This is a genomic window from Rheinheimera soli (assembly GCF_031457405.1).
In the GTDB taxonomy this organism is placed as follows: Bacteria; Pseudomonadota; Gammaproteobacteria; order Enterobacterales; family Alteromonadaceae; genus Pararheinheimera; species Pararheinheimera soli_A.
Genome location: NZ_JAVDWR010000013.1, coordinates 25,388 through 47,358, shown reverse-complemented (window position 1 = coordinate 47,358; position 21,971 = coordinate 25,388). Strand labels below are relative to the sequence as shown.

Annotated in this window: 18 protein-coding genes; 4 read left to right on the top strand and 14 right to left on the bottom strand. The window is 47.7% G+C overall.

Translation table 11 applies throughout. From position 1 onward, the window contains the following. Nucleotides 1–17 precede the first annotated feature (17 nt). Nucleotides 18–1,901, top strand: a complete 1,884-nt coding sequence (locus tag J2W69_RS15585) for a family 43 glycosylhydrolase (RefSeq protein ID WP_310280191.1) — start codon at nucleotides 18–20, stop codon at nucleotides 1,899–1,901. Nucleotides 1,902–1,905: 4 nt separating this feature from the next. Here J2W69_RS15585 and J2W69_RS15580 read toward each other — a convergent pair whose 3' ends face one another. From J2W69_RS15580 to J2W69_RS15540, 9 genes are all read right to left on the bottom strand, one after another. Next, nucleotides 1,906–2,496 carry a hypothetical protein gene (locus J2W69_RS15580; protein ID WP_310280189.1) on the bottom strand — a complete coding sequence of 197 codons (591 nt, stop codon included), beginning with the start codon at nucleotides 2,494–2,496 and terminating at the stop codon, nucleotides 1,906–1,908. Nucleotides 2,497–2,679: 183 nt separating this feature from the next. Beyond that, nucleotides 2,680–4,293, bottom strand: coding sequence for a methyl-accepting chemotaxis protein (locus tag J2W69_RS15575; RefSeq protein WP_310280187.1), 1,614 nt, complete (start codon nucleotides 4,291–4,293; stop codon nucleotides 2,680–2,682). A gap of 64 nt (nucleotides 4,294–4,357) precedes the next feature. Beyond that, the gene (locus tag J2W69_RS15570; protein WP_310280185.1) at nucleotides 4,358–4,771 is read right to left on the bottom strand and encodes a type 2 periplasmic-binding domain-containing protein; all 414 of its coding nucleotides are present in this window, start codon (nucleotides 4,769–4,771) and stop codon (nucleotides 4,358–4,360) included. Between the two features lie 11 nt (nucleotides 4,772–4,782). Further along, on the bottom strand, nucleotides 4,783–5,919 hold the full coding sequence (locus J2W69_RS15565) for a hypothetical protein (protein WP_310280183.1): 1,137 nt from the start codon (nucleotides 5,917–5,919) through the stop codon (nucleotides 4,783–4,785). Nucleotides 5,920–6,258: 339 nt separating this feature from the next. Beyond that, nucleotides 6,259–7,893, bottom strand: a complete 1,635-nt coding sequence (gene cydC, locus J2W69_RS15560) for a thiol reductant ABC exporter subunit CydC (protein WP_310280181.1) — start codon at nucleotides 7,891–7,893, stop codon at nucleotides 6,259–6,261. Beyond that, on the bottom strand, nucleotides 7,890–9,608 hold the full coding sequence (cydD, locus tag J2W69_RS15555) for a thiol reductant ABC exporter subunit CydD (protein ID WP_310280178.1): 1,719 nt from the start codon (nucleotides 9,606–9,608) through the stop codon (nucleotides 7,890–7,892). The genes cydC and cydD overlap by 4 nt, the downstream gene beginning before the upstream one ends. A gap of 17 nt (nucleotides 9,609–9,625) precedes the next feature. Continuing rightward, on the bottom strand, nucleotides 9,626–9,742 hold the full coding sequence (gene cydX, locus J2W69_RS15550; protein ID WP_310280175.1) for a cytochrome bd-I oxidase subunit CydX: 117 nt from the start codon (nucleotides 9,740–9,742) through the stop codon (nucleotides 9,626–9,628). A gap of 11 nt (nucleotides 9,743–9,753) precedes the next feature. Beyond that, the gene (gene cydB / locus J2W69_RS15545) at nucleotides 9,754–10,890 is read right to left on the bottom strand and encodes a cytochrome d ubiquinol oxidase subunit II (RefSeq protein WP_310280174.1); all 1,137 of its coding nucleotides are present in this window, start codon (nucleotides 10,888–10,890) and stop codon (nucleotides 9,754–9,756) included. A gap of 1 nt (nucleotide 10,891) precedes the next feature. Continuing rightward, on the bottom strand, nucleotides 10,892–12,442 hold the full coding sequence (locus tag J2W69_RS15540) for a cytochrome ubiquinol oxidase subunit I (protein ID WP_310280172.1): 1,551 nt from the start codon (nucleotides 12,440–12,442) through the stop codon (nucleotides 10,892–10,894). A 244-nt stretch (nucleotides 12,443–12,686) separates the two neighbouring features. Here J2W69_RS15540 and J2W69_RS15535 point away from each other — a divergent pair, with 244 nt between their 5' ends. Continuing rightward, complete coding sequence (locus J2W69_RS15535) at nucleotides 12,687–13,499, top strand: NAD-dependent epimerase/dehydratase family protein (protein ID WP_310280170.1); 813 nt, start codon at nucleotides 12,687–12,689, stop codon at nucleotides 13,497–13,499. A 10-nt stretch (nucleotides 13,500–13,509) separates the two neighbouring features. On the opposite strand, the gene J2W69_RS15530 is transcribed toward J2W69_RS15535, so the two are convergent. Next, nucleotides 13,510–13,713 (bottom strand): heavy-metal-associated domain-containing protein, encoded by a 204-nt coding sequence (locus tag J2W69_RS15530; protein WP_310280168.1) that lies wholly within the window; start codon nucleotides 13,711–13,713, stop codon nucleotides 13,510–13,512. A 210-nt stretch (nucleotides 13,714–13,923) separates the two neighbouring features. Here J2W69_RS15530 and J2W69_RS15525 point away from each other — a divergent pair, with 210 nt between their 5' ends. Both J2W69_RS15525 and cueR read left to right on the top strand, forming a co-directional pair. Further along, nucleotides 13,924–16,098, top strand: coding sequence for a heavy metal translocating P-type ATPase (locus J2W69_RS15525; protein ID WP_310280166.1), 2,175 nt, complete (start codon nucleotides 13,924–13,926; stop codon nucleotides 16,096–16,098). Between the two features lie 5 nt (nucleotides 16,099–16,103). Then, entirely contained in the window at nucleotides 16,104–16,514 is a 411-nt protein-coding gene (gene cueR / locus J2W69_RS15520; RefSeq protein ID WP_310280164.1) for a Cu(I)-responsive transcriptional regulator, read from the top strand. Nucleotides 16,515–16,578: 64 nt separating this feature from the next. On the opposite strand, the gene J2W69_RS15515 is transcribed toward cueR, so the two are convergent. The 4 genes from J2W69_RS15515 to J2W69_RS15500 form a co-directional block, all read right to left on the bottom strand. Continuing rightward, entirely contained in the window at nucleotides 16,579–18,345 is a 1,767-nt protein-coding gene (locus J2W69_RS15515; RefSeq protein ID WP_310280161.1) for a S8 family peptidase, read from the bottom strand. A 416-nt stretch (nucleotides 18,346–18,761) separates the two neighbouring features. Then, nucleotides 18,762–20,147 (bottom strand): multicopper oxidase family protein, encoded by a 1,386-nt coding sequence (locus J2W69_RS15510; protein WP_310280159.1) that lies wholly within the window; start codon nucleotides 20,145–20,147, stop codon nucleotides 18,762–18,764. A 12-nt stretch (nucleotides 20,148–20,159) separates the two neighbouring features. Beyond that, complete coding sequence (locus tag J2W69_RS15505; RefSeq protein WP_310280157.1) at nucleotides 20,160–21,551, bottom strand: TolC family protein; 1,392 nt, start codon at nucleotides 21,549–21,551, stop codon at nucleotides 20,160–20,162. Continuing rightward, on the bottom strand, nucleotides 21,535–21,921 hold the full coding sequence (locus J2W69_RS15500; RefSeq protein WP_310280155.1) for a hypothetical protein: 387 nt from the start codon (nucleotides 21,919–21,921) through the stop codon (nucleotides 21,535–21,537). Before J2W69_RS15500 ends, J2W69_RS15505 begins: the two co-directional genes overlap by 17 nt. Between the last annotated feature and the right edge of the window lie 50 nt (nucleotides 21,922–21,971).

Genomic DNA, 21,971 nt, shown 5'->3' with positions numbered 1-21,971 from the left:
ACCAGACAGGGTTAGCTATGACTTTTAAAACCAGGCCTTTATCCGGCTTAACAGGGTATCCCATTCCATTGGCGGCAGGCCTTCTGTGTGTGCTGGCCGCTTGCTCGCCAGAACAAAAAAACAGCAATATAGTTTCAGTCGCTGCCGCGCCAGCTGTTACTATTTCAGCCGCTGTTGAAGATCAAAGTTTTACCAATCCACTCTTTGCCAATGGGGCCGACCCATGGCTGGAATACTGGCAAGGTAATTATTACCTGACCACCACCACCTGGACTTCTCAGTTGGTGATGCGTAAATCGCCTACTCTGGCAGGTTTAGCCACGGCCACCCCGGTGAATGTCTGGTCTGAAACGAACCCAAAAAGCTGCTGCAACTTCTGGGCTTTTGAATTTCATCGCCTACAAGGTCCTGACGGTCCACGCTGGTACATGATGTATACCTCGGGCAAACAGGAAAATTTAGATGGTCAGCATTTGTCTGTGCTGGAAAGTGCCGGTGATGATCCTATGGGGCCTTATCAGTACAAAGGTTCTCCTATGCCGGATAGCTGGAATATTGACGGCAACTATCTGGAGCGCAACGGAAAATTGTATCTGTTGTGGTCGGAGTGGGTTGGGGATGAACAACTGAATTGGATCAGCGAAATGTCTAATCCCTGGACTTTAACCGGAGAGCCTATGGTGTTATCCCGTCCTTCTTTACCCTGGGAGCAATCGGGTCGTAAAGTAAATGAGGGTGCTGAAGTGCTGAAACACAATGGCCGTACCTTTGTGATTTATTCCGCCAGCTACTGTGACACACCGGATTATAAACTGGGCTTGCTGGAACTGGTGGGTGACAATCCTATGGATGCCAGTTCATGGGTGAAAGCAGAGCAACCTGTGTTTGAGCGGGGTAATGGTGTATTTGGTCCTGGTCATAATGGTTTTTTCACCTCACCGGATGGTACAGAAAACTGGCTGGTGTATCACGGTAATAACAAAGCAACCGATGGCTGCGGTGCCAGCCGTTCAGTAAGAGCTCAGCCTTTCAGCTTCAAGGCGGATGGTACACCGGATTTTGGCACTCCGGTGCCTGAAGGCCAGACAGTGGCAGCGCCTTCCGGCGAAAATGGTCCTCTGACCGTGGTACCACAAGGCGTGAAATGGCAGTTAATCAATCGCTCTAGCCAGTTATGTCTGACGCCAGCGGAGCAAGGTTTGACAGAACAAAGTTGTACTGAGCAAGGCCACTGGATTATTGATCCAACCAGCAAAGGCCGTTATCGACTAGCCAACTCGGCTGGTTTATTTATCGGCGCAACGTCTGAGTTGTCTGCCTGGGTCAATCAGCCAACGCAGCAATGGCAGTTGAAAGCGGGCACTGATGGCTACTATCAGTTATTAAATGCCGCAGATCAAAGGGCATTAAGCTCAACTGCCTGCAAAGCAGGGGATGAAGCTGAGTTATGTGACGACTGGTTCATACTGCCGACAGGCAACACTGTACTGAGCAGCAGGCAAAGTGGCAAAGTCTGGAGTACCCAAGGCTGCAGTGCACAGAGCGGTACAGCAGTGACTCAACAAAACTGGGCTGCTCAAAGCTGTCAGCAGTGGAACTGGAAAGCCGGGCAACAAGGTTTTGTTCAGTTACAAAACAACCAAAACCAAGAACTTTGTGTTCAGGTTAAAGAGGATGCTTTAGCCGCTGGAGCTGATCTGGTGTTGGGGAATTGTGCTGCCAGCTCCAGCCAGTGGGCTTTGCAATTGTTAGCCAACGGTGCTTTGTCTTTGTTATCCCAACACACAAAACAAGTGGCTGACTTACCCAGTTGTAGCTTGCAGGATCTGGAAAAATTAAAACAGGCTCCGGCTTTGCCTGATGTTATATGCCAGCAATTTCAGCTGAGGACAGCAAATTAAAGATTTAAAGAGCCTCAAGATTAACTACAGCTGCAGCGGTACGCTCAGCTGTGGTTTTTTCGTCTACAAATAGAACCAAACTATATTCAGCGCTTGTGGAAAAATATCGGATTTGCAGATGCAACCTGTTGTTATCGGGTTGTGGGGAGGGCTGAAAATCCAGGATCAGATTGGAATGTGCCAAATGGCTTTGTCTGTAGCCTGCAGCCAGCTCCGGAGCTGTTTTCATCACTTGATCCAGCAAAGCCAATTGTTGCTCTATGGTCTGAGTGGTATCCGGCGTTGCTTCGGATGAAACCCAGGCCAGAGCGCCAAAAGCTGTGATGAATTGTTGCTGCAGAGCAGAGAATTTTCGTTTGAGTTCTGCATAGTCGGTGCCCTGATAATAAGTCAGCAACACAGCTTGCAGTTTATCTTCCGCCCATTGTGTTTCTACTGTGGCTTGTGCTTCAAACAGGGTCAGGCTGGTTTTGGCCAGAACTTCATCTTTTAACCCGGCTTTTGTACTGCCCAACACAAAATCAGGTAGCTGAAAATCGGCAGCCATTAAAGAGGAACTGAACAAAGTAATGGCAAAAAAAGAAAAAATACGCATAAGGATGACCCTACCTCTTGTTGCGACTATGGCTATAAGATAGCAGCAATAAGGGCATAGACTAAATAATTTATTTTATTCAATGGCTTGTAGTGAAAAATTTATTTTGTGTAAAACAACACCCGTCCCTGGGTTTTGTTCTCTTCGTTTTTTATTGACAGAGTTCTAAATTCGCTGAGTGTTTTACTCTCTGAATTTAGACGACACCGTATTTAATTCCTGAGCCAGGCCACGCAGCTGATCTGATATATCTGCCACTGTATTTTGTACCTGAATAGTCCGGCTGAAGGAGTCAGCCATTTGATGGGTATTGTCCAGTACCAGGCTGGCTACCATGGTTTGTTCTTCAGTGGCTGTAGCAATTTGGGCATTGACCATATTAATTTTGTCAATTTCCTGATTGATCAGTTCGATAGAACTGCCTGCTTCAGCCGTCAGCACAGCACTGTGATTGGCTTTGTTTACGGCCTGATCCATTAAACGTACTGCGCTGTCGACGTTTTGTGTCAGTTTGCCAAGCAAGTCACGAATGGTGGTGACGGACGAAGCTGTGCGCGACGACAATAAACGAACTTCATCTGCAACCACAGCAAAACCACGACCTTGCTCGCCGGCTCGTGCGGCTTCAATAGCTGCGTTTAACGCCAGTAAGTTGGTTTGGTCAGCAATATCATTGATACTTTTTAAAATACCACCCACTTCCTGAGTTTGTTTGGCCAGCTCTGTGATCACGGCGCTGGTGTGCGCTATTTCACCGGCTAAATCTTTGGAGGCCTGCACTGAAGAGGTAGTTTTTTCATACCCCAGCTTGGCTAAACGGCTTGCATCGTTAGCACTGCCAGAAGCCGCATTGGCCGACTGGCTGATGTCCTTGACGCTGCTTTGCATTTCTTCCATTGAATGCGACACAGTGTCCGCATCATTTTTTTGCTGACCCGTCATGCCGTCCAGCTCTTGCATGCCTTTTGCCAAAGCATCGGCTGTGCGACTGACCGGATCAACTAACTGGGCGATGGCAACAAAAGAGCTTTGCAGCAACGAGATAAACTCGTTGAAATTACGGGCCACAGCGCCAAACTCGTCTTCAGAATCTATCGAAAGACGGCTGGACAGGGAACCTTTACCTGAGGCTAACACTTGTAAAGAACTGGCCAGACTATGGGCTGTTTTACTGATGTTTCTGCCTATCACATGGCCGACAACTGCCATTATAATCAACAGGATAGTGCCACATAATACGATAATTAACACTGAGCGCTCAGATGAAGCCGACATATCCACCAGAATTTGCTGGAAGCTGTCATCGGTTTGTTTTTCGTAGGCAACAAAACCACTTTTTGCCGTTTCATACAAGGTAGTTTTGTTTTGAATAATGCTTTGTGCTGCTCCCATATCCAAAGTGCCGTCAATCATGGACTGAGCTATTTCAGCAGCGGCTTTGGCATAGGCACTAAAATTCTGCTCCAGAGTTTCCAACTGCCTCAGGTTGGCAGTGTCCAGTTGTTTTAGTTTGGTCAGATGAGCGACCACTCGTTCTTGTGTGGTTTTAGCTGTACTCAGAATGTCAGGGTCTGACAACGAAACTGACTGAGTAAAAAACTCTTCCACCGCATTAAACTCAACCACCATTCTGGAGGCCAATTTGGAGCTGTCATACATTTTGTCTTTAATCAGCACAATGCTGTCGGCATTACGGGCTGTAAAGTAAATAGATGAAGTCAGTACTATTAAAAAAGCTAAGATTGCGATAGCAATAATAAGCCAGATTTTTTTTAATAAACTCAGGTATTTCAGCATAAGTAGTATCCAGAATATGGCTTACAACAAAGGCAGGTGATGCAATCACCTGCCTGGACAAGCTTTAGTTCAGCGTGAAGGCCACTTTGACACTGCCAGTCACAGCGCCTGCACTAACATAACCAATAGCCGCAGGATTTTTGGCTACTGCATCCAGCACTTCCTGTTCAGACGCCATTTCTTTGGGTGGTGTTCCTTTCCCTGTGAATATCAGTTTAGACCAATAGGCTTTCATTTGGCTGGAAGAACGACCCAAAGCTTTTTGATCAAAATCAGCCCGAACTGCAACTGCTTCGGCCAGATTAACAGGTTCAGCGGCTTTGCCATCGGTAAAACTTTTGGCGCGGCCGGTAAATAGTTTATTAATATCATCCTGCGACAAGGTGGCCGCATTGGATGGGTGAACTATCACTGCAACATTGGCTAAAGCCATAAAGCTCAGCGTCAGGGCTGGAATTAAGATTAATTTTTTTAACATGATTTGATTCCTTAAAACACCAGGTCCACGCCAACAACTAATACGCTGTCTTTACGGTCTGCAGTTTTGTTGTCCGCGTTAGTGTATTGGGCTTTAAATGCAGCTGAAGGGTGGAAGTCATAACGTACACCTAGGTTGATGCTATTACGCTCCATCTCCATTTGGTTCACCAAACCAGCGACCGGAGCAAAAATAGGTGACGCTGCTGGCACGCCAGCATAGAGTTCAGTTTTCGCTTTATTGTCTTCTTTTTCAAAAGACACATAAGGCGTAATGTTGTCAAAACGATGCCCTACGGAGATGTAGTAGGATTCCTGATCAGAGATAAATGAGTTATCTACAGAAGCTTTGGTGATTTCAGAAACGATAAGCCAGTCGTTTTTATCAATATTAAAACCAATACCGGCAAAAGAGCTGGATTCGTCCACTATGTCCAGTTCACCTGCCAGCGCCCCCAGGCCAAAAGCTCTGAGTTGTGCATACAAACCTGTAGTGCCGTTGTCCAGTGGATCCACATAAAAAGTGGTTTTACCGACAAGGTAAGCCATACGGAATGAATAACCATCCTGGCCCAGTTCCCAGGCTACACCTGTCACATTGTCAATTTGGGCATCTGCTGCGGCATCGCCAATAGCTGCATCGCCGTCATAGCTGCCGACAATCAACTGTAATGATGAGTCAAAATTACCCAGGGTGGTGGTGTGGTATAACGAAGCGCCTTCGATATTATCAAAGCCTAAACCATACACACTTTGTGGCACACGAGACCAGTCGTAAGCGTACCCTACATCGCGGAAATCTGAGTATTTATAAAAAGGGGTTCTTAAACGGCCTGCGTTAACACGTAAGCTGTCGGTTAAATCGTAACTTAAAAAAGCCCACTCAAATTTAACGTCCCAGTCGTTAGCGCCACGGCCTAACAGCTGAGCAGTGACAGAAAGTTTGTCGCCTAAATCTGATTTCACCTGCAAAGCAGCCAGACTTTCATTTTTAAAACTGAAATCATCATCGTAGCCATACAAAGTGTCACCGCTACCCAGCGCCATACCGCCTTTAATCGAAGCAAAACCATTAAAGTCTACGGCAGCCTGACTGGCGCCGCACAAGGTAGCGGCAATAGTTGCTGCCAGTAATTTACGTTTTAACATAGGGTATCCTTATCAATTTTATAGTGTTGTACGTCATCAGCGACCAAACAGTCTCAGCCCTTTAAAATATCTGCAGTCAACCTTGACTAAGTTTTGGTTTTCTATAAGGTATGCGGCCCAGCTTCTGCTGAGCTGTTCTTGCCACACTTTGCTGGTATGCGCGGTTGTTTCTTTCTGCAATTGCATTAACTTTTGTCGCACGAATTATACAACCCGTCGAAACGCATTGCTAGTTTTTTCATATTTATCAAATTTTGCATTGTGATTTGAAACAAATACACTGCTTTTATCTGTTAAACATAGTCTAAGGTGCAGATGTAGTTGGTGTTTTTGTTTGATTTACAACACCTTTAGTTGTAACTGATAGCAGTTTGTATCAGCTGCAAACGGCTGATGGCTGGTCATGATCAAAATGTGCTGACGACAACGAAGACGCAGGTTGTGGATTAATTGCTGTGCTGTGGTTGGGTCCAGCCCGACTAAAGGCTCATCAAGTAGCAGAATACCGGCATTTTGCAACAACAAGCGGGCCAAAGCTATACGTCTGGCTTGTCCTCCTGATACGGCAACACCATACTCGCCGAGTTCAGTGTCCAGCCCTTGTGGCAAAGAGCCAACCCATTCGCTCAATTGAGTATCAGCTAAGACCTGCTGTAATTCTTCGTCACTGGCTTCTGCTTTCGCCAGACGCAGGTTGGCTGCCAGCGTCATATTAAATAAGCTGACGTGCTGAGACTGCAGGCTGATATGTTGCCTTTGAGTGCAGGCTGTATAAAGCTGTAAGTCTGTGCCATTAAGCAAAACCCGGCCTGACAGAGGCTGCAGCCAACCCGCCAGCGTGCTGAGAAACGTTGATTTCCCCACTCCTGATGGGCCTTGTAGCCACAATAGATCACCTGCTTTTAAGCTGATACTCAGTGGCAATGTATGTTGCATAGCTCCCGGGTAGCCAACAGACAGCTGTTGCAGCTCTAATTGCAAAGGCTCAGTCACAGTGCTGTAGCTGCCATTTTCGGTCGCTGGCTGAATTTGATTTAAGCGTCGTTTTGCCATCTTGCTGTCGGCCAGATGGCGATACAAAGTGGCCAGCGGTAACCAGATCTCTGGTAAAGCCAGAGCTGACATCAGCATGGCCACCAAAGCTGCAATGCTGATCTGTTGGTTCTGAACTAAAGGCAAAGCCGTTACTAACAAATGAAAACTCATCAGGGCTATGGCGCTGAACAGCAAAAACTGGCAGAACAAATCCAGCAATTGCTGACGCCATAACAACGCTTGGTACTGGTGTTCTGTGTGTTGCCATTGTTGCTCAGCCGCTGACCAGCCCTGATGCAGTTGCAGCATGGTTAAGGCGGATAAAGGTTCAAGCAACTCTTGCCTGCGCTCTGATGCCAGCTCAACTAAAGTACAGGCCCGGCTATAACCCAATGCAACTCCAAGCACTGGTACAAAGAGCAACACCAGCAGATAAACCAAAGCAATCTGAGCCAGTTCTGCCTGCCAAAACCAAAGCGCTGTCAGCCAGCCAGCACTTAGCAGGCAAGCCCAGAATACCGGAGCGACCACACGCAAAGGCCATTGATCCAGTCGGTCTATATCAGTGATTAGCCGTTGTAACAGATCCGCTGATTGGGTATCAGGTTTGAAACTGCTGGCTAAAAAGCGCTGCATAAACCAAAGCCTTAATTGTTGCAGTAATAACAACACGGCCTGATGCGAGCTTAAACGTTCAAAATAACGGCTGGCTGTACGGCTGATGGCAAAAAAGCGGATCAGAGCGCCCGGGCTAAAGTAGTTAAAAGTACCAGCACCTACAAACTGCAAGCCAGCCACTGCAGCTGCTGTAATAAACCAGCCAGACACTGCCAGTAAACCCATCACACTGCCGAGGGTAAGAGCACCCAGTGTCAGGCTGAGTAACCACCAACGCCAGTGCAGACGCATCAAAGCTGAAAGTTTCAGTTGATCCTTCATGTTAATTCCTGTCTGTAGCTGGCTTGATACAGAGGGTGAGCCTGGATCTCTGCTACAAAACCTTTGGCTACAATCTGGCCTTCGTTCATTAGCCACACCTCGTCCAACCACTGCAGGTGCTGCAATTGATGAGTTGCCAGCAGCAAAGTTTTGCCACGGCTTAACAGCTCTAGCTGCTGAAGGTATTGCCTCTGTTGCTCAATGGGCAGCATAGAAGCAGGTTCGTCCAGCAGCCAAAGCCAACTTGGTTTTAATAAGGCTCGGGCGAGCGCCAGGCGCTGGAATTGCCCACCTGAGAGGCCAATTCCGCCCTCAGTCAGTTGTGTGTCCAGACCTTGAGGTAAAGAAAAAACAAAGTCGGCACAAAGCGCCTGCTGTAATACCTGATCGAGTTCCTGTTCAGTAGCCTGAGGTTTAGCCAGCAGTAAATTACTGCGCACAGTGCCACTCAACCACTGACTCTGTTGCGACAAATACAGCAGTTGTTGTCGCCATTGGTCTGGATCCAATTCAGTCAGGCGATGATCTGCAATTCGGATCTGGCCTTGATCCGGCTGCTGAAACCCTAATAAAGCTTCCAGCAGGCTGGTTTTTCCTGCGCCGCTTGGGCCAATAATGCCAATACGTTGTTGGGGTTGGAGCTGTAGCTGAATATCCTTGAGCAGTGCAGCCCTGTGCTCAGACCCCAATAGGCTTAAATGCTGAAACTCAATAACCACAGCTTCTGTGGGGGCCTGAGCATCACCTCCGGTGCAAACTGGTAAAGCCCAGATCGGCTTCAGACTGGCAAAAGCGGCTTCGGCCTGAGCTTTGGCATGATAATCCGCACCCAATTGACGCAGTGGCGCATAAAACTCTGGTGCCATCAGTAAGATAAAAAGTGCAGGTTGATAAGAAACAGGAATTAGCGCTTTGGCCCAAGGCAACTCGCCTAATAACCCCAAACCTAAATACAAAGCCACCAGCGCTATAGCTAAGGAAGCAAAAAACTCCAGTACAGCACCGGATAAAAACGCTTTACTCAGCACTGACATGGTGCGGCTTCTGTACTCTTCGCTGGCATTCTTTAATCTGTTTAACACCAGAGGTTCGGCGCGCAATTGCCGGATCAAAACAGCGCCGCGCAGAAACTCCAGAAAACGTCCGCCCAATAAACCCAGAGCCTGAACTTGCTGCTGGCTGGCTTCTGCGGCTTTTTTGCCCAGTAAAATCATAAACAACGGAATAAGCGGGGCTGTCGCAAGCAACAATAAGGCCGCGAGCATGCTTTGAAAGCCGACAGCTATGGAAATAAATAAAGGGCAGAGCACCACCAGATAAAGCTGCGGGTAATAACGGCTGATATAAGTGTCCAGCGCGTCCACTTGCTCCAGTAAACGGGTAGATAAATCACCGTCTGCAGCAATGCGTTGCCGCAGCGGTCCTGCCTGACTGATGATGCGAAGCAACTGATGCCGGATTGAGGTTCGTAGCTTTTGACTGGCAGCAAGCCCCAACAAATCTTTGGCTGCTAACAGCAGGGGCCGCAGCAGCCACAGCACTAAAATATGTAGCAGCAGATCGGGTGGGATCTGCTGCTGATGTAACGCCAGATCACATAAAGTAGCCAGTAGCCAGCACTGCCAGATCATTAATAAAGAAGCCAGTGCACCCAGCGCTATAGCAAGGTGCAGGCGGCTTTTTTCTGATTTAACTAACTGCCTTAAAGACTGCATGGCTGTTGAATCCGGTTTTATTCTGATGGCTCGTCCTCTTCGCCGGGATAGCCATTAAACTCCAGCCACATCGCATTAATAATGCCAAAAGAGCACGCCAGTAATACGCCTAAAATCCAGGTGAAATACCACATACATCTGCTCCTTAATACAATGAATGGTTATTGCTGCTGATGGTGTTGCGGTTTAACCGCCCCCACATTTTCCAGTAACACCAAAGGGTGTAACCCAGCACTATAGGCACAAAAATACAGGCGACGAACAACATGATTTTTAACGTCAGCTCACTGGATGTAGCATCCCACATCGTCAGGCTATGATTGGGTATGCTGCTGGATGGCAGAATAAATGGGAACATAGACACCCCTGCAGTCATAATAACCCCAGTCATTGCCAGTGACGACGCCACAAAAGACTGCCAGCCTTTGGCCAGTTTGCTGAAAAAGGCTGAGAGCAGGAAGGCCGCTACACCTAACACAGGGAAAATCCACAGCAACGGATAACTTTCATAGTTACTGAACCATGCGCCTGAACTGTGTTCCACAGTTTTAGTCACAGCACTGTTAATCGCATTGCTGTCAATCACACTGGTCACTTTATAGCCCATACCTGCAGCTGCCAGCCAGAAACCAGCTATAACAAACAAGGTTGCGGCCAGAGTTGCGCAGATCATCGATATTGCCTGAGCGCGCTGGCGCAGTGGGGCTTCGGTTTTCATTTGCAGATAACAGGCGCCCTGATTAATAAACATCAACAAACTCAATACACCCACCAACAAGGCAAAGGGGTTTAATAAAGCCCAGAACGAGCCTGTGTAATAAATCCGCAGTAAGTCGTCAAAGTGGAAAGGTACACCTTGCAACAAGTTGCCAAAAGCCACGCCAAAAATAATCGGAGGTATGGCAGAACCTGCGGTTAAAGCCCAGTCCCAGTTACTGCGCCATTTGGCATTGTCGAGCTTAGAGCGGTAATCAAAACCAATAGGGCGTAAGAATAATGCCGCTAGCGTCAGCATCATGGCCAGATAAAAACCACTAAACGCAGTGGCATAGACAGGGGGCCAGGCTGCAAACAAGGCACCACCAGCGGTGATCAGCCACACCTGATTGCCATCCCAGTGCGGCGCTACTGCATTGATCAGAATACGACGTTCAGTATCGTCCCGGCCTATGACTTTTAACAGCGCACCCACACCCATATCAAAACCGTCAGTCACTGCAAAACCAATCAGCAATACACCGACCAGCAACCACCAGACAAAACGTAAAAATTCATAATCCATGTTAAACCTCCCGGGCCTGTTCGCCGTGATACTTGCCGGTATGAATAGACGCAGGGCCTTTACGGGCAAAATGCTGCATCAACCAAACTTCGATGATCAGAAACACTGTATAAAGCGCGGTAATAGCCAATAAGCTGATCCAGATTTCACCTGCTGTCAGTTGAGACGCAGCCATATGAGTAGGCAATATTTCACCTACAGCCCAGGGCTGACGGCCGTATTCAGCGACAAACCAACCTGCTTCACAGGCAATCCATGGTAAAGGCAGGGAAAAAATAGCGGCCTTTAATAACCAGCGTGGTTTTTCCGGTGTACGTTTGGCACTGTGATAAAAGGACAGCGCAAATACCAGCAGCATAATAAAGCCTGCCGCCACCATAATACGGAAGGACCAGAACAGCGGCGCTACTTTGGGAATGCTGTTTTGCACTGCTTGTTCAATCTGTTCAGGTGTGGCATTGACAGGGTCTTCTGTGTAAGCCATCAGCAGCAAGCCATAACCCAAATCATTTTTTACTAAATCAAAAGCAGCGATATTTTCCGGCGTTTTTTCACCGGCCCGCAGTTTTTTCAGCAGGCCATAAGCGAGCTGGCCATTGAGAATTCGTGCACGGTGCAGCTCTTTCAGTTCAGCCAGCCCCATCACTTCTTTATCCAGAGAACGTGTGGCTATCAGGCCCATAGCGCCAGGTATTTTGACGGCGTAGTCTGTGGTTTGAGTTTCTTCATTGGGCAGACCAAACAAGGTAAAGTCTGCTGGTGCCGGATGCGTTTTCCACTCAGCCTCTATAGCGGCCAGTTTTACTTTTTGCACATCACCCAGCTCATAACCAGATTCGTCGCCTAACACAATCACAGATAAAATACTGGCTAAACCAAAAGCTGAAGCAATGGCAAAACTGCGGCGGGCAAAAGCTAAATCACGGCCTTTGAGCATATACCAGGCTGAAATCGCCAGCACAAACATAGCGCCTGTGACATAACCTGCAGAAACCGTATGCACAAATTTCACCTGAGCGACCGGGTTCAATACCACTTCGCTGAAGCTGACCATTTCCATTCTCATGGTTTCAAAATTAAATTCAGAGCCGACCGGGTGCTGCATCCAGCCGTTGGCAACTAAAATCCATAAAGCGGATAAGCTTGAGCCCAGAGCCACCAGCCAGGTCACCGTCAAATGCTGCACTTTCGACAAGCGGTCCCAGCCAAAAAAGAACAAGCCCACTAAAGTGGATTCAAGGAAAAATGCCATCAGGCCTTCAATGGCCAAAGGTGCACCAAAAATGTCGCCGACATAATGCGAATAATAAGACCAGTTGGTACCAAACTGGAATTCCATCGCTATGCCAGTGGTGACCCCCAAAGCGAAGTTAATTCCAAACAGTTTGCCCCAGAACTTCGTCATATCGCGGTAAATTTCTTTACCTGTCATGACATAAACCGACTCCATAATAGCCAGCAAAAAGGCCATGCCTAAAGTTAAGGGCACAAATAAGAAGTGATACATTGCCGTAAAGGCGAATTGTAACCGTGATAGTTCTACAACATCCATTCGGATTGCTCCTCGATCTGGAACTGTGGGCCTGGTCTGGTGCTAAGAATGCAGCACCAATAAGTAGCTAAAACTCATACATCAGCATAAGTGAGCACTAAGCTACGCCTTTTGTCTGCTTGTTATGTTGACGCGGATCAATAAAAATCAGTGCGTTAGTGGAAAATACTTAAAATTTGATAAAAATCGCAGTAAATATTCTGTTACCATCAAATTCATCAGTAAGTTTGGGAAGGTGTCAGAGATGAAAATTTTAGTGATAGGTGCAGGCTGGTTAGGAACTCAACTGGCAACTCAGCTCAAGGCTGACGGGCATGAGTTATGGCTCAGCAGCCGCAATGTCACCAAATCTTCAGTGGTTGCTGAACAGTTTGGTCATTTTGTTTTAGATTTAGCCCAATCAGTGCGGCCTACGGCAGAGCTGGAAAGCTTATTTAAAGATGCCCTTATTATTTGTACTGTACCTGCCAGCCGCACCGACGGCGATGGTTACACCAGAGCTGTTGCTCAGCTTGCTACTCTGATGAAAAATTGCGGAGCTTTGGCCTGCATTCATTTAAGCAGCACCGGGATCTACGAAGGTTTAACCGGAGAAGTGGATGAGCAAACTGAGTTGCTACTGACAGATGCACGTATAGAAGTGTTAGCTGCTGCAGAGCAATTGATAAACAAGGCTGTGCCTTGTTGCACTTTACGCCTGGCAGGTTTAATTGGCCCTGGCCGTCACCCGGCGCGGTTTTTATCCGGTAAACAGGCTGGTTTAGCTGATGTGGCTGTGAATATGGTGCACAGCACTGATATTTGTGCTGCTGTCTCTGCCATAGTTCAGCAAAAGTTATGGCCAGAGTTGTTTAACTTATCCAGCCCGGCTTTTTGTTCAAAAGCCGAGTTTTATCTGACGGCCTGTGAACTGGCATCCTTGCCAGCTCCGGAGTTTGAACCCAAAAACACCGCAGCTGCACCAGGCAGAAGAGTGCTGAGTACAAAATCGCAAAAAATTGCCGGTTTCTCCTATCAGTATGAGTCTGCTTTAGCTGCTTTGCCTTTTTGTAGCTAGAGCACCATTTTTAGTCGTTTACAGTAGCCGGGAAACCGGCTTCATCCAAAGCTGCAATCAGATCTTCAGCTGCTAAAGAGCTTTCTACCTGTACCTGCTGCGAAGCCAAATTCACAGTCACTTTGGCATCTGCCTGCAGTTTTGTGATGGCTTTGTTCACCAGACTAATACAGTGATTACAGCTCATGCCTGTTACTTTCAATTCTGTCTTCATTCACTATTTCCTCTTTGCGCTCTGTGTGAGTTTGCGAACATGATGAACTCTGCTGCTGTGGTAAGGTCAAGGCATGTTGCGAAATTTATTAAGTTGACCTTACCCTAAGGTCAAGTCATGTTACGAAATTTATTAAGTTGACCTTACCCTGAGGGCAAGCTTTAGCCTTATACATATCGGGCCTTCGCCCTTCTTGTCCGGAGTCATGTTATGCCTGAACAAATCCAACTGAGCATCAGTGGAATGAGTTGTGCTTCCTGTGTTGGCCGTATTGAAAAAGCCTTAGCTAAAGTCAGCGGCGTACAACAAGCCAGCGTTAATCTTGCCACTGAAACTGCAACAGTCATAGGGGAAGCGCTCTTACCACAACTGCTGATAGTCGCAGTAGAGCAGGCCGGGTATCACGCCAATGTGCCAGCAGAAACCCCAACAGCTGAAATCACTACAACTGCGTTTTACCAACAAGAGTACTGGCCAGCTGTCGCAAGTATTGCACTGACCTTGCCTTTGGTATTGCCGATGTTTGGTTTGTTGTTCGGAAAGGATTGGATGTTGCCATCTTTATGGCAATGGCTGCTGGCGACACCAGTGCAGTTTTATTTTGGTGCGCGTTTTTACAAAGCAGGCTGGACAGCATTAAAGGCCGGCAGTGGCACTATGGATCTGCTGGTGGCTATTGGCACCAGCGCCGCTTATGGCTTGTCTTTGTATTTATGGTGGAGTTTTGATGCACATCAGGGACAGCACGGCGCGCCCCATTTGTATTTTGAAAGCAGCAGCGCGGTATTAAGTCTGGTTTTACTGGGTAAATACCTGGAGCAGAAGGCAAAACGACGTACCACTGATGCGCTGCGGGCACTGGAGAATTTAAAACCTGCTGTGGCGACTTTGTTTCAGGACGGACTTTGGCTTGAAGTCAAAGCAGAGACTGTGCAGCAAGGTGATTTGGTGTTGGTCAAACCCGGCGAGCGTATTGCGGTAGATGCTTTGGTTGAGCAGGGCCAGAGTCATGTGGATGAAGCGCTGATCAGCGGGGAGTCTGTGCCTGTCAGTAAAAGTCCGGGTGACAAAGTGACAGGTGGTTCAGTGAATCTGGATGGGGTATTGCAACTCAGAGCGACAGCGGTTGGAGCTGAATCGACCTTGTCGCGTATTATTCAACTGGTGGAGCAGGCACAAGGGGCCAAAGCTCCGGTGCAGGCCCTGGTGGATAAAATCAGCGCCATTTTTGTGCCTGTGGTGTTAGTCATTGCTTTGGTGACTTTACTGGGCTGGGGTTGGATCACCTCAGACTGGGTGACGGGGATTTTAAATGCAGTGGCTGTACTGGTGATCGCCTGTCCTTGTGCTTTGGGGTTGGCAACTCCTGCAGCTATTATGGCGGGCACCGGGTCTGCCGCGCGTTCTGGTATTCTGATCAAGGATGCCAAAGCTTTAGAGCAAGCCAAAACAGTCAACTTGGTGGTGTTTGATAAAACCGGCACTTTAACTCAAGGCAAACCCGAACTGCAGCAATTCAGCACTTTTGTCGATGAGCCCAACCTTTTACTTTGGGCAGCCTCCTTGCAGCAACACAGTGAACACCCTTTGGCGAAAGCTTTGCTTCGTTATGCTACTGAACATCAGGTGACTGCTATTGATACTGAGCAATTTCAGGTGGTGGCGGGCAAAGGTGTGTTGGGCAAAGTGGAAGGGCATCAATTAGTGCTTGGCAGCAGTCACTGGATGCAGCAGCTTGGACTGGAATTACCTCTTGATCAGATTGAAATCAGCGCTGCCTCTGTATCCTGGTTGGCAGAGCAGCTGTGCGAAAGTTATCAGTTGTTGGCATTGTTTTGTTTTACTGATCAGTTAAAAGCTGATGCGCTGCATGCCGTCAGCTTATTAAAGCAACAAGGTATCACTGTGGCTATGTTAACAGGCGACAGTAAGGCCAGCGCTGCTTTAATAGCGCAGCAACTGGAACTCAGCGACTGGAAAGCAGAAGTGGTGCCAGCAGAGAAAGCTGCTGCCATTGGGCTCTGGCAGCAACAAGGTTATACAGTGGCTATGGTCGGTGACGGTATTAATGATGCACCTGCTTTGGCGCAGGCAGATTTAGGTGTCGCTATGGCCAGTGGCACTGAAGTGGCCGTCAGCGCTTCAGCTATGACCTTGATGCGCAGTAAGCCAGTTCTTGTCAGCGCAGCTTTGCAGATAGCGCGGCTTAGTTACCGTAAAATTCAGCAGAACCTGTTTTGGGCTTTTATCTTTAATATAGTGGGGATACCTCTTGCAGCTCTGGGCTATTTAAATCCTGTGATTGCCGGTGCAGCTATGGCCAGCAGTAGTTTACTGGTGATTAGTAATGCCTTGTTATTGCAACGCTGGAAAGCAAAGGAATAAAACTAATGGCGAATTTAGTCAAGACTTTGGTGACAATAGGGCAAGCCGCAAAGCAGACAGGTCTTTCTGCCAAAATGATTCGGTATTATGAAGAAGAAGGCCTGTTGCTAAAAGCCAACAGAACAGATGCTGGCTACAGGTTGTATAACAGTCAGCAGTTGCAACAGCTGGGCTTTATCAAACAGGCCAGAGCTCTGGGGTTTTCTATAGCGCAAATCAGCTCTTTGTTAGGCTTATGGCGGGATCCAAACCGCAGCAGCAGAGAAGTAAAACAGCTGGCTGAACTGCATCTGGATGAAATCAAGAAAAAAGTAGCAGAATTACAGCAAATGCAAAGCCTGTTGCAACAATTAGCAGATAGTTGTTGTGGCGACGACCAGCCCCAGTGTGCAATTTTAGATGGCTTGCAAAAGTAAGTTTCTGATGACAAAAAAAGAAGACCCCGGAAAATACCGGGGTCTTCACTTAAAAGCCCAGGGATTAAGGCTGATAAGAGGTTGTTAACGTGATACCAGATGCCGCAGTGTAACCACGGATACCAATATGGTAAGTGGCTGCAACAGGGTTGTTGAAAGTACAGCTTTCCGTATTACCATTGAGGTACGGACGGCAATCATAAGTAGAAGTGGTTGGTTGTGAACCACGACGTACATACAAGTCTGCATCTCCAGTGCCACCAGAGGTATTCACAGTCAGTACACTCATGCCAGCAGGCACGACCACTGTGTAATATTTCCAGCTGTTCACTGCAACACTGATGTTGTTTATGCTGGAAGTTGCACCAGTGCCGCCGCCACCAGAAGCTGCAGCTACAGCTGCCGCTGCATCGACAATACCAGTACCGCAGTTAGTGCAGGTTGCCGGGAAGGAACGGGTGGTGGTTTTCAGAATAGTTTCAATTTCGTCCGGTGTAGCACCAGGTTTTTTCTGGGCAATTAAAGCTGCAACACCAGCGACGTGAGGTGCGGCCATTGACGTACCCTGACTGTAACCATAGCTGTCAGAACCTGGCGTGGTAGTGCCAGTGTTGTAAGTAGACAAAACGCCATTTGGATCGTTGGCTGAGTTCATTGCACCACCAGGTGCTGCCACATCAATGGAAGTACCGTAGTTGGAGTAATAAGCGCGGCCACCGCTGCGATTGGTAGCTGCCACGTTCACCACACCAGCACAGTTACCAGGGTTGAAGTTATTGGCATTGCTGTTGTCGTTGCCTGAAGCTATCACAATGACTGAACCACGTGAACGGGCTGAGTTTATAGCGGCCTGAGTCGTAGAGCTACAAGCACCTGAACCACCTAAGCTCATATTGATCACTTTAGCTGGGTTAGCGTTAGCCGGAACACCAGATACTGTGCCGCCTGAAGCCCAGATAATACCATCTGCTATATCTGAGGTATAACCACCACATTTACCTAAAACACGAACTGGTACTACTTTAGCGCCATAAGCCACACCAGCTACACCTGCACCATTATTGGTGACAGCAGCTACAGTGCCTGCCACGTGAGTACCGTGCCATGAAGAATTCTTTGCTGAGTGGGTGCCACCACATTCGTTGGCTAAAACCCAGTCACCCGGGTCACGCGCGTCTGAATCACGGCCATTGCCATCGTTACCGACAAAACTATCGGAAATCATGTCATAGCCTGGCAGGATATTGGCGTTTAAGTCTGCATGAGGACGATAACCTGTATCTAAAACTGCAACTACTACCCCAGCTCCAGTCGCGTTGTCCCAGGCTGTGTTAGCGCGTAAGCCACCTGTGGCTTCGTAATAATGCCATTGACTGGTGTATTGAGTATCATTGGGGACGGCCGCAATTTGTAACATTTGGTCTTCTTCTACCGACTCAACCATTGGATCCTGAGCTAACAACTCCATGGTGCGCTGAGTTTCAGCTTTAGACAGGCGACGCTCTGCCTTGACTACATGGCGATTTGAAACAGCCACAGCTCGCACATAACTCAGTGGTTCACCGACACGGCTGGATAATTCCGAAGCCGCATGAGTTTTTAACTGATTAACTGAACTCGTTGCTGTGCTGGCCAGGCCCTGAGCGGATAAAGTAGCGGCATTTTTGTATTTAACGATAAAGCGGGTTGGTGGCTCAATAGCTTTAGTTTCGTTCACTTCTAAGCTGGCGCGGGCATTTAACGGAGCAGCCTGTACCGCAGTAGCTAATAAGGACAGTGCGGATAAAGTAAACAAGGAGACTTTGGATAGGTTGAATTTTTTATGTTGCATTTTGTTCTCTCAAATTATTGTTATGTGAATTGCCTCATCCATGGAAACCCCTGTCCCTTATTTAGTTAATATGATGGGCAGGCCGTATGATAATTGGTCAATGTTTTGTTAATGTAAATAGGTGTGTATTTATCAAATTTAATCTTTTGTTTTCATTTTTTCGTATTTAGAGATGTTTTGTGCGATGAGTGGCGTTCTGCGAGCGGCTAAAATGCTGGATTTGATTACATTTGGTAACAAGTGTGTATTTGTTGTTTTGGTTATTAGTTATTTCTAAACGGTATAAGCGGCGCTCGAATAGTTGTCTTAAAGCTGTTTTTTTGTGTTGTTTTTGTACTGAAAAACTCATTCCCCAGTCAAACCTCAGCTCCAACTCATGGAGCTGAGGTTAAAAATCAAGCAATTCATCTGCCGGATCAATGGGGGTGATGTGCTCCGGGTTTTTTGACTTTCAGTTCAACCTTAGTTTCAGGGGACTCGGCTGGAGCGACAGAAAGCTGGGGTACTGCTCCGGTCCATTCCTGCGCTACTGTGCCGGCTGGGTGCTGATACCAGCCCGGATCTTTGTAATCGCCCGGAGCCTGATTGCTACGAACTTTAAAGATGCTGAACATACCGCCCATTTCGACCGAACCAAAAGGACCATCACCGGACATCATCGGCAAGGTATTAGCGGGCAGAGGCATCTGCATTTCGGTCATATCGGCCATACCCCGTTCGCCCATCACCATATAATCCGGCACCAGTTTATTGATTTTTTGCATTAAACCACTGTGATCCACCCCAATCAGCGTCGGCAGATCATGGCCCATTGCATTCATAGTGTGGTGCGATTTATGGCAATGAAAAGCCCAGTCACCTTCTTCATCGGCAATCAGTTCAATCTGGCGCATCTGGCCTACAGCAACATCTGTAGTGACTTCAGGCCAACGTGCTGAAGCAGGCACTGGGCCGCCGTCTGTGCCAGTGACGGTAAACTCATGACCATGAATATGAATAGGGTGGTTGGTCATGGTCAGGTTACCTACCCGGATCCGCACTTTGTCATTTTTGCGTACCACTAAAGGGTCTATGCCAGGGAAAACACGACTGTTCCAGGTCCAGAGATTAAAGTCAGTCATCGTCATAATTTTTGGGGTGGCGCTGCCAGGTTCAATGTCATAGGCGTTTAACAGGAAACAAAAATCTCTGTCCACTTCATCAATATGTGGATGCGCCTCTTTTGGGTGGGTGATCCACATGCCCATCATGCCCATCGCCATCTGCACCATTTCATCGGCATGGGGGTGATACATAAAAGTGCCTGGACGGCGTGCAACAAATTCATACATAAAAGTTTTTCCAGGCTTGATGGCACGCTGATTTAAACCTGCGACCCCATCCATACCATTGGGTAAGCGCTGACCATGCCAATGCACTGAGGTATGTTCCGGAAGCTTGTTGGTGACAAAAATACGCACTCTGTCGCCTTCTACCACTTCAATGGTAGGGCCTGGAGACTGACCGTTGTAGCCCCATAAATGAGCTTTCATACCCGGAGCCAACTCACGTACTACGGGCTCTGCCACCAAGTGAAACTCCTTCACACCATGGTTCATACGCCAGGGTAAAGTCCAGCCGTTTAATGTCACCACCGGATTGTATGGACGGCCTGTGTTTGGAATTAAAGGGTCCATGGTATCAGCGGATTGCTGCAGTACAGGTTCAGGTAAAGCAGCCATAGTGCTTCGACTGACGGCTGCAACACCCACAGCAGCTGTAATGGCACCGACTTTTTTTAATAAATCACGACGGGTTAACATATGATGCTCCTGTTAATGGCCTGCTGCAGTAGCAGAGCTGTTTGTGGTGTTGGTTTCTGTGGAGACAGGCAAAGAAGGGCTGCCCCATAAAGCTTGTTGCAGGCGTAGCTCTGACAGATAAAAATCCCGTTGTGCCATCATTTGTCCTGTGACTGTTTCTACCTGAGCCTGAGTGTCGGCTATCAGCTCAAATACACCAATTAACATGCCGTTGTAGCGCAACACATTTTGTCGGTTAATTTTTTGCGCCAAAGGCACTAATTGATCCTGATAATGCCGGGCTATCTGATACGAACTTTGCTGTAATGCGTAAGCCTGTCGCACTTCAGAGCGGGCTTTTTGTTCCAGAGATTTGGCTAGCCACCAGGCTTGTTGATATTCTGCTTCTGCTTTACTGACTCGCGCTGCACCTGAATCAAACAAAGGCAGTTCAAAGCCTAAAGCCAGTTCACGTTCTGCACTCTGTTGCATTGAACCTGCAACTTCAGCGGACAAACCCCGGACAAAAAGGCTGTTTTTCTCTAATTCCAGTTGCAGTTCCAGTTGGGCTAACTTTGCTTTGGCTTGTTGCAGATCCAGCCGTTGTGTCAGAGCTTGCTGTTCTGCATCCTTTACGCTGTCCAGGCTTGCAGGGATAGCTGGCAAATAGGCCGGTAATTGCAGCCTTGTTTTTGGATCGGATAAACCTAACAACAGGTAAAGTTGTTCACGGCTTTGTTGCTGTTGTTGCCTGGTTTTTGCCAGCTGCAAGCGAATTTCGGCAGCAAATTTTAGCTGCCTGGCTTGTTGCAGTTCACTGTAATTACCAACCTGATACATACGGTTAGCCAGTTCTGCCGACGCATCTATAGCCTCCTGTACTGTCTGCAGATAGTGAAAGCGCTGCTCTGCAACTACGGCTTCAATAAAAGCGCTGCGGCTTTTTGTCAGTAAATCCATCAGTTGTAAAGCGACCTGCTGCTGTTGCTGCTTTGCTTGTTGTTGGGCAATAGCTTTGTTTTTATTCAGAAAAATCAGGTTAAATAAATTCAGTGAAAAATCGAGCTCTGTGTTGTAACCCTCTTCTGAGCGGCTTCGGATCAGCCGCAAGCCCGGGTTCGGTAATAAACCGGCCTGAGTTAATTGTGCTGTGCTGATGGCCAGCGATGATAAAGCGGCCAGAAAATCCGGGTTATTTAATACCGCAATACGACTGGCACTTTGTTGTGTCAGAGGTTCCGCCAGCAGCAGGGCAATTTCTTGTTCTGCTTCTGCTCTTAAAGCCGGATCTGTTGCTGCCAGTTGCACTTGTTGGTCCGCAGCTTGTTGCTGCACCAGAGCTGTCGTATTAAGTCCTGAAGTTCCGGCACAGGCGCTCAGCAGTACCACAGCCGCAAGCGGGCTCAGTTTAGTGATGATGTTCATGCTCATCTCCTGTCTGGCTTTGTTGTAGCTCTGAGTGCTGTGAATGATCCACTTGATGATGGTGCTTGTGTTTTGAATGATCGACAGGCTTCTTTTGCACTGAATGATCCATGTTCTGATGACCTCCAGCCTCAGTGCCAGGCACAAAGTGATCCATGCCCTGATGAACTCCCGCCTCACTGGCGTAAAATTGCCAGCCGCCGAGTTCAGCGACTTTTTGATTAGCTTGTTTCCAGTCTTTGGTGCGGCTTTGTATGATCACTGAATTCAGTGGCTGTACTTGAGTGTGTTCTTTTTCAGCAGCCGCTGTTGGCACTGTATAAAGCAAGGCCGAGACGCCAAAAAGCGCCGGATAAATGAGCTGAGACATAAAAAATCCTGTTTAGTTAAGCTGAAAAATCACACCAGATAAAAGCACTA

Excerpts from the sequence above, each read along its gene's own strand:
- J2W69_RS15585 (WP_310280191.1), top strand. The coding sequence starts at position 18 with ATGACTTTTAAAACCAGGCCTTTATCCGGCTTAACAGGGTATCCCATT.
- J2W69_RS15580 (WP_310280189.1), bottom strand. The coding sequence starts at position 2,496 with ATGCGTATTTTTTCTTTTTTTGCCATTACTTTGTTCAGTTCCTCTTTA.
- J2W69_RS15575 (WP_310280187.1), bottom strand. The coding sequence starts at position 4,293 with ATGCTGAAATACCTGAGTTTATTAAAAAAAATCTGGCTTATTATTGCT.
- J2W69_RS15570 (WP_310280185.1), bottom strand. The coding sequence starts at position 4,771 with ATGTTAAAAAAATTAATCTTAATTCCAGCCCTGACGCTGAGCTTTATG.
- J2W69_RS15565 (WP_310280183.1), bottom strand. The coding sequence starts at position 5,919 with ATGTTAAAACGTAAATTACTGGCAGCAACTATTGCCGCTACCTTGTGC.
- cydC (WP_310280181.1), bottom strand. The coding sequence starts at position 7,893 with ATGAAGGATCAACTGAAACTTTCAGCTTTGATGCGTCTGCACTGGCGT.
- cydD (WP_310280178.1), bottom strand. The coding sequence starts at position 9,608 with ATGCAGTCTTTAAGGCAGTTAGTTAAATCAGAAAAAAGCCGCCTGCAC.
- cydX (WP_310280175.1), bottom strand. The coding sequence starts at position 9,742 with ATGTGGTATTTCACCTGGATTTTAGGCGTATTACTGGCGTGCTCTTTT.
- cydB (WP_310280174.1), bottom strand. The coding sequence starts at position 10,890 with ATGGATTATGAATTTTTACGTTTTGTCTGGTGGTTGCTGGTCGGTGTA.
- J2W69_RS15540 (WP_310280172.1), bottom strand. The coding sequence starts at position 12,442 with ATGGATGTTGTAGAACTATCACGGTTACAATTCGCCTTTACGGCAATG.
- J2W69_RS15535 (WP_310280170.1), top strand. The coding sequence starts at position 12,687 with ATGAAAATTTTAGTGATAGGTGCAGGCTGGTTAGGAACTCAACTGGCA.
- J2W69_RS15530 (WP_310280168.1), bottom strand. The coding sequence starts at position 13,713 with ATGAAGACAGAATTGAAAGTAACAGGCATGAGCTGTAATCACTGTATT.
- J2W69_RS15525 (WP_310280166.1), top strand. The coding sequence starts at position 13,924 with ATGCCTGAACAAATCCAACTGAGCATCAGTGGAATGAGTTGTGCTTCC.
- cueR (WP_310280164.1), top strand. The coding sequence starts at position 16,104 with ATGGCGAATTTAGTCAAGACTTTGGTGACAATAGGGCAAGCCGCAAAG.
- J2W69_RS15515 (WP_310280161.1), bottom strand. The coding sequence starts at position 18,345 with ATGCAACATAAAAAATTCAACCTATCCAAAGTCTCCTTGTTTACTTTA.
- J2W69_RS15510 (WP_310280159.1), bottom strand. The coding sequence starts at position 20,147 with ATGTTAACCCGTCGTGATTTATTAAAAAAAGTCGGTGCCATTACAGCT.
- J2W69_RS15505 (WP_310280157.1), bottom strand. The coding sequence starts at position 21,551 with ATGAACATCATCACTAAACTGAGCCCGCTTGCGGCTGTGGTACTGCTG.
- J2W69_RS15500 (WP_310280155.1), bottom strand. The coding sequence starts at position 21,921 with ATGTCTCAGCTCATTTATCCGGCGCTTTTTGGCGTCTCGGCCTTGCTT.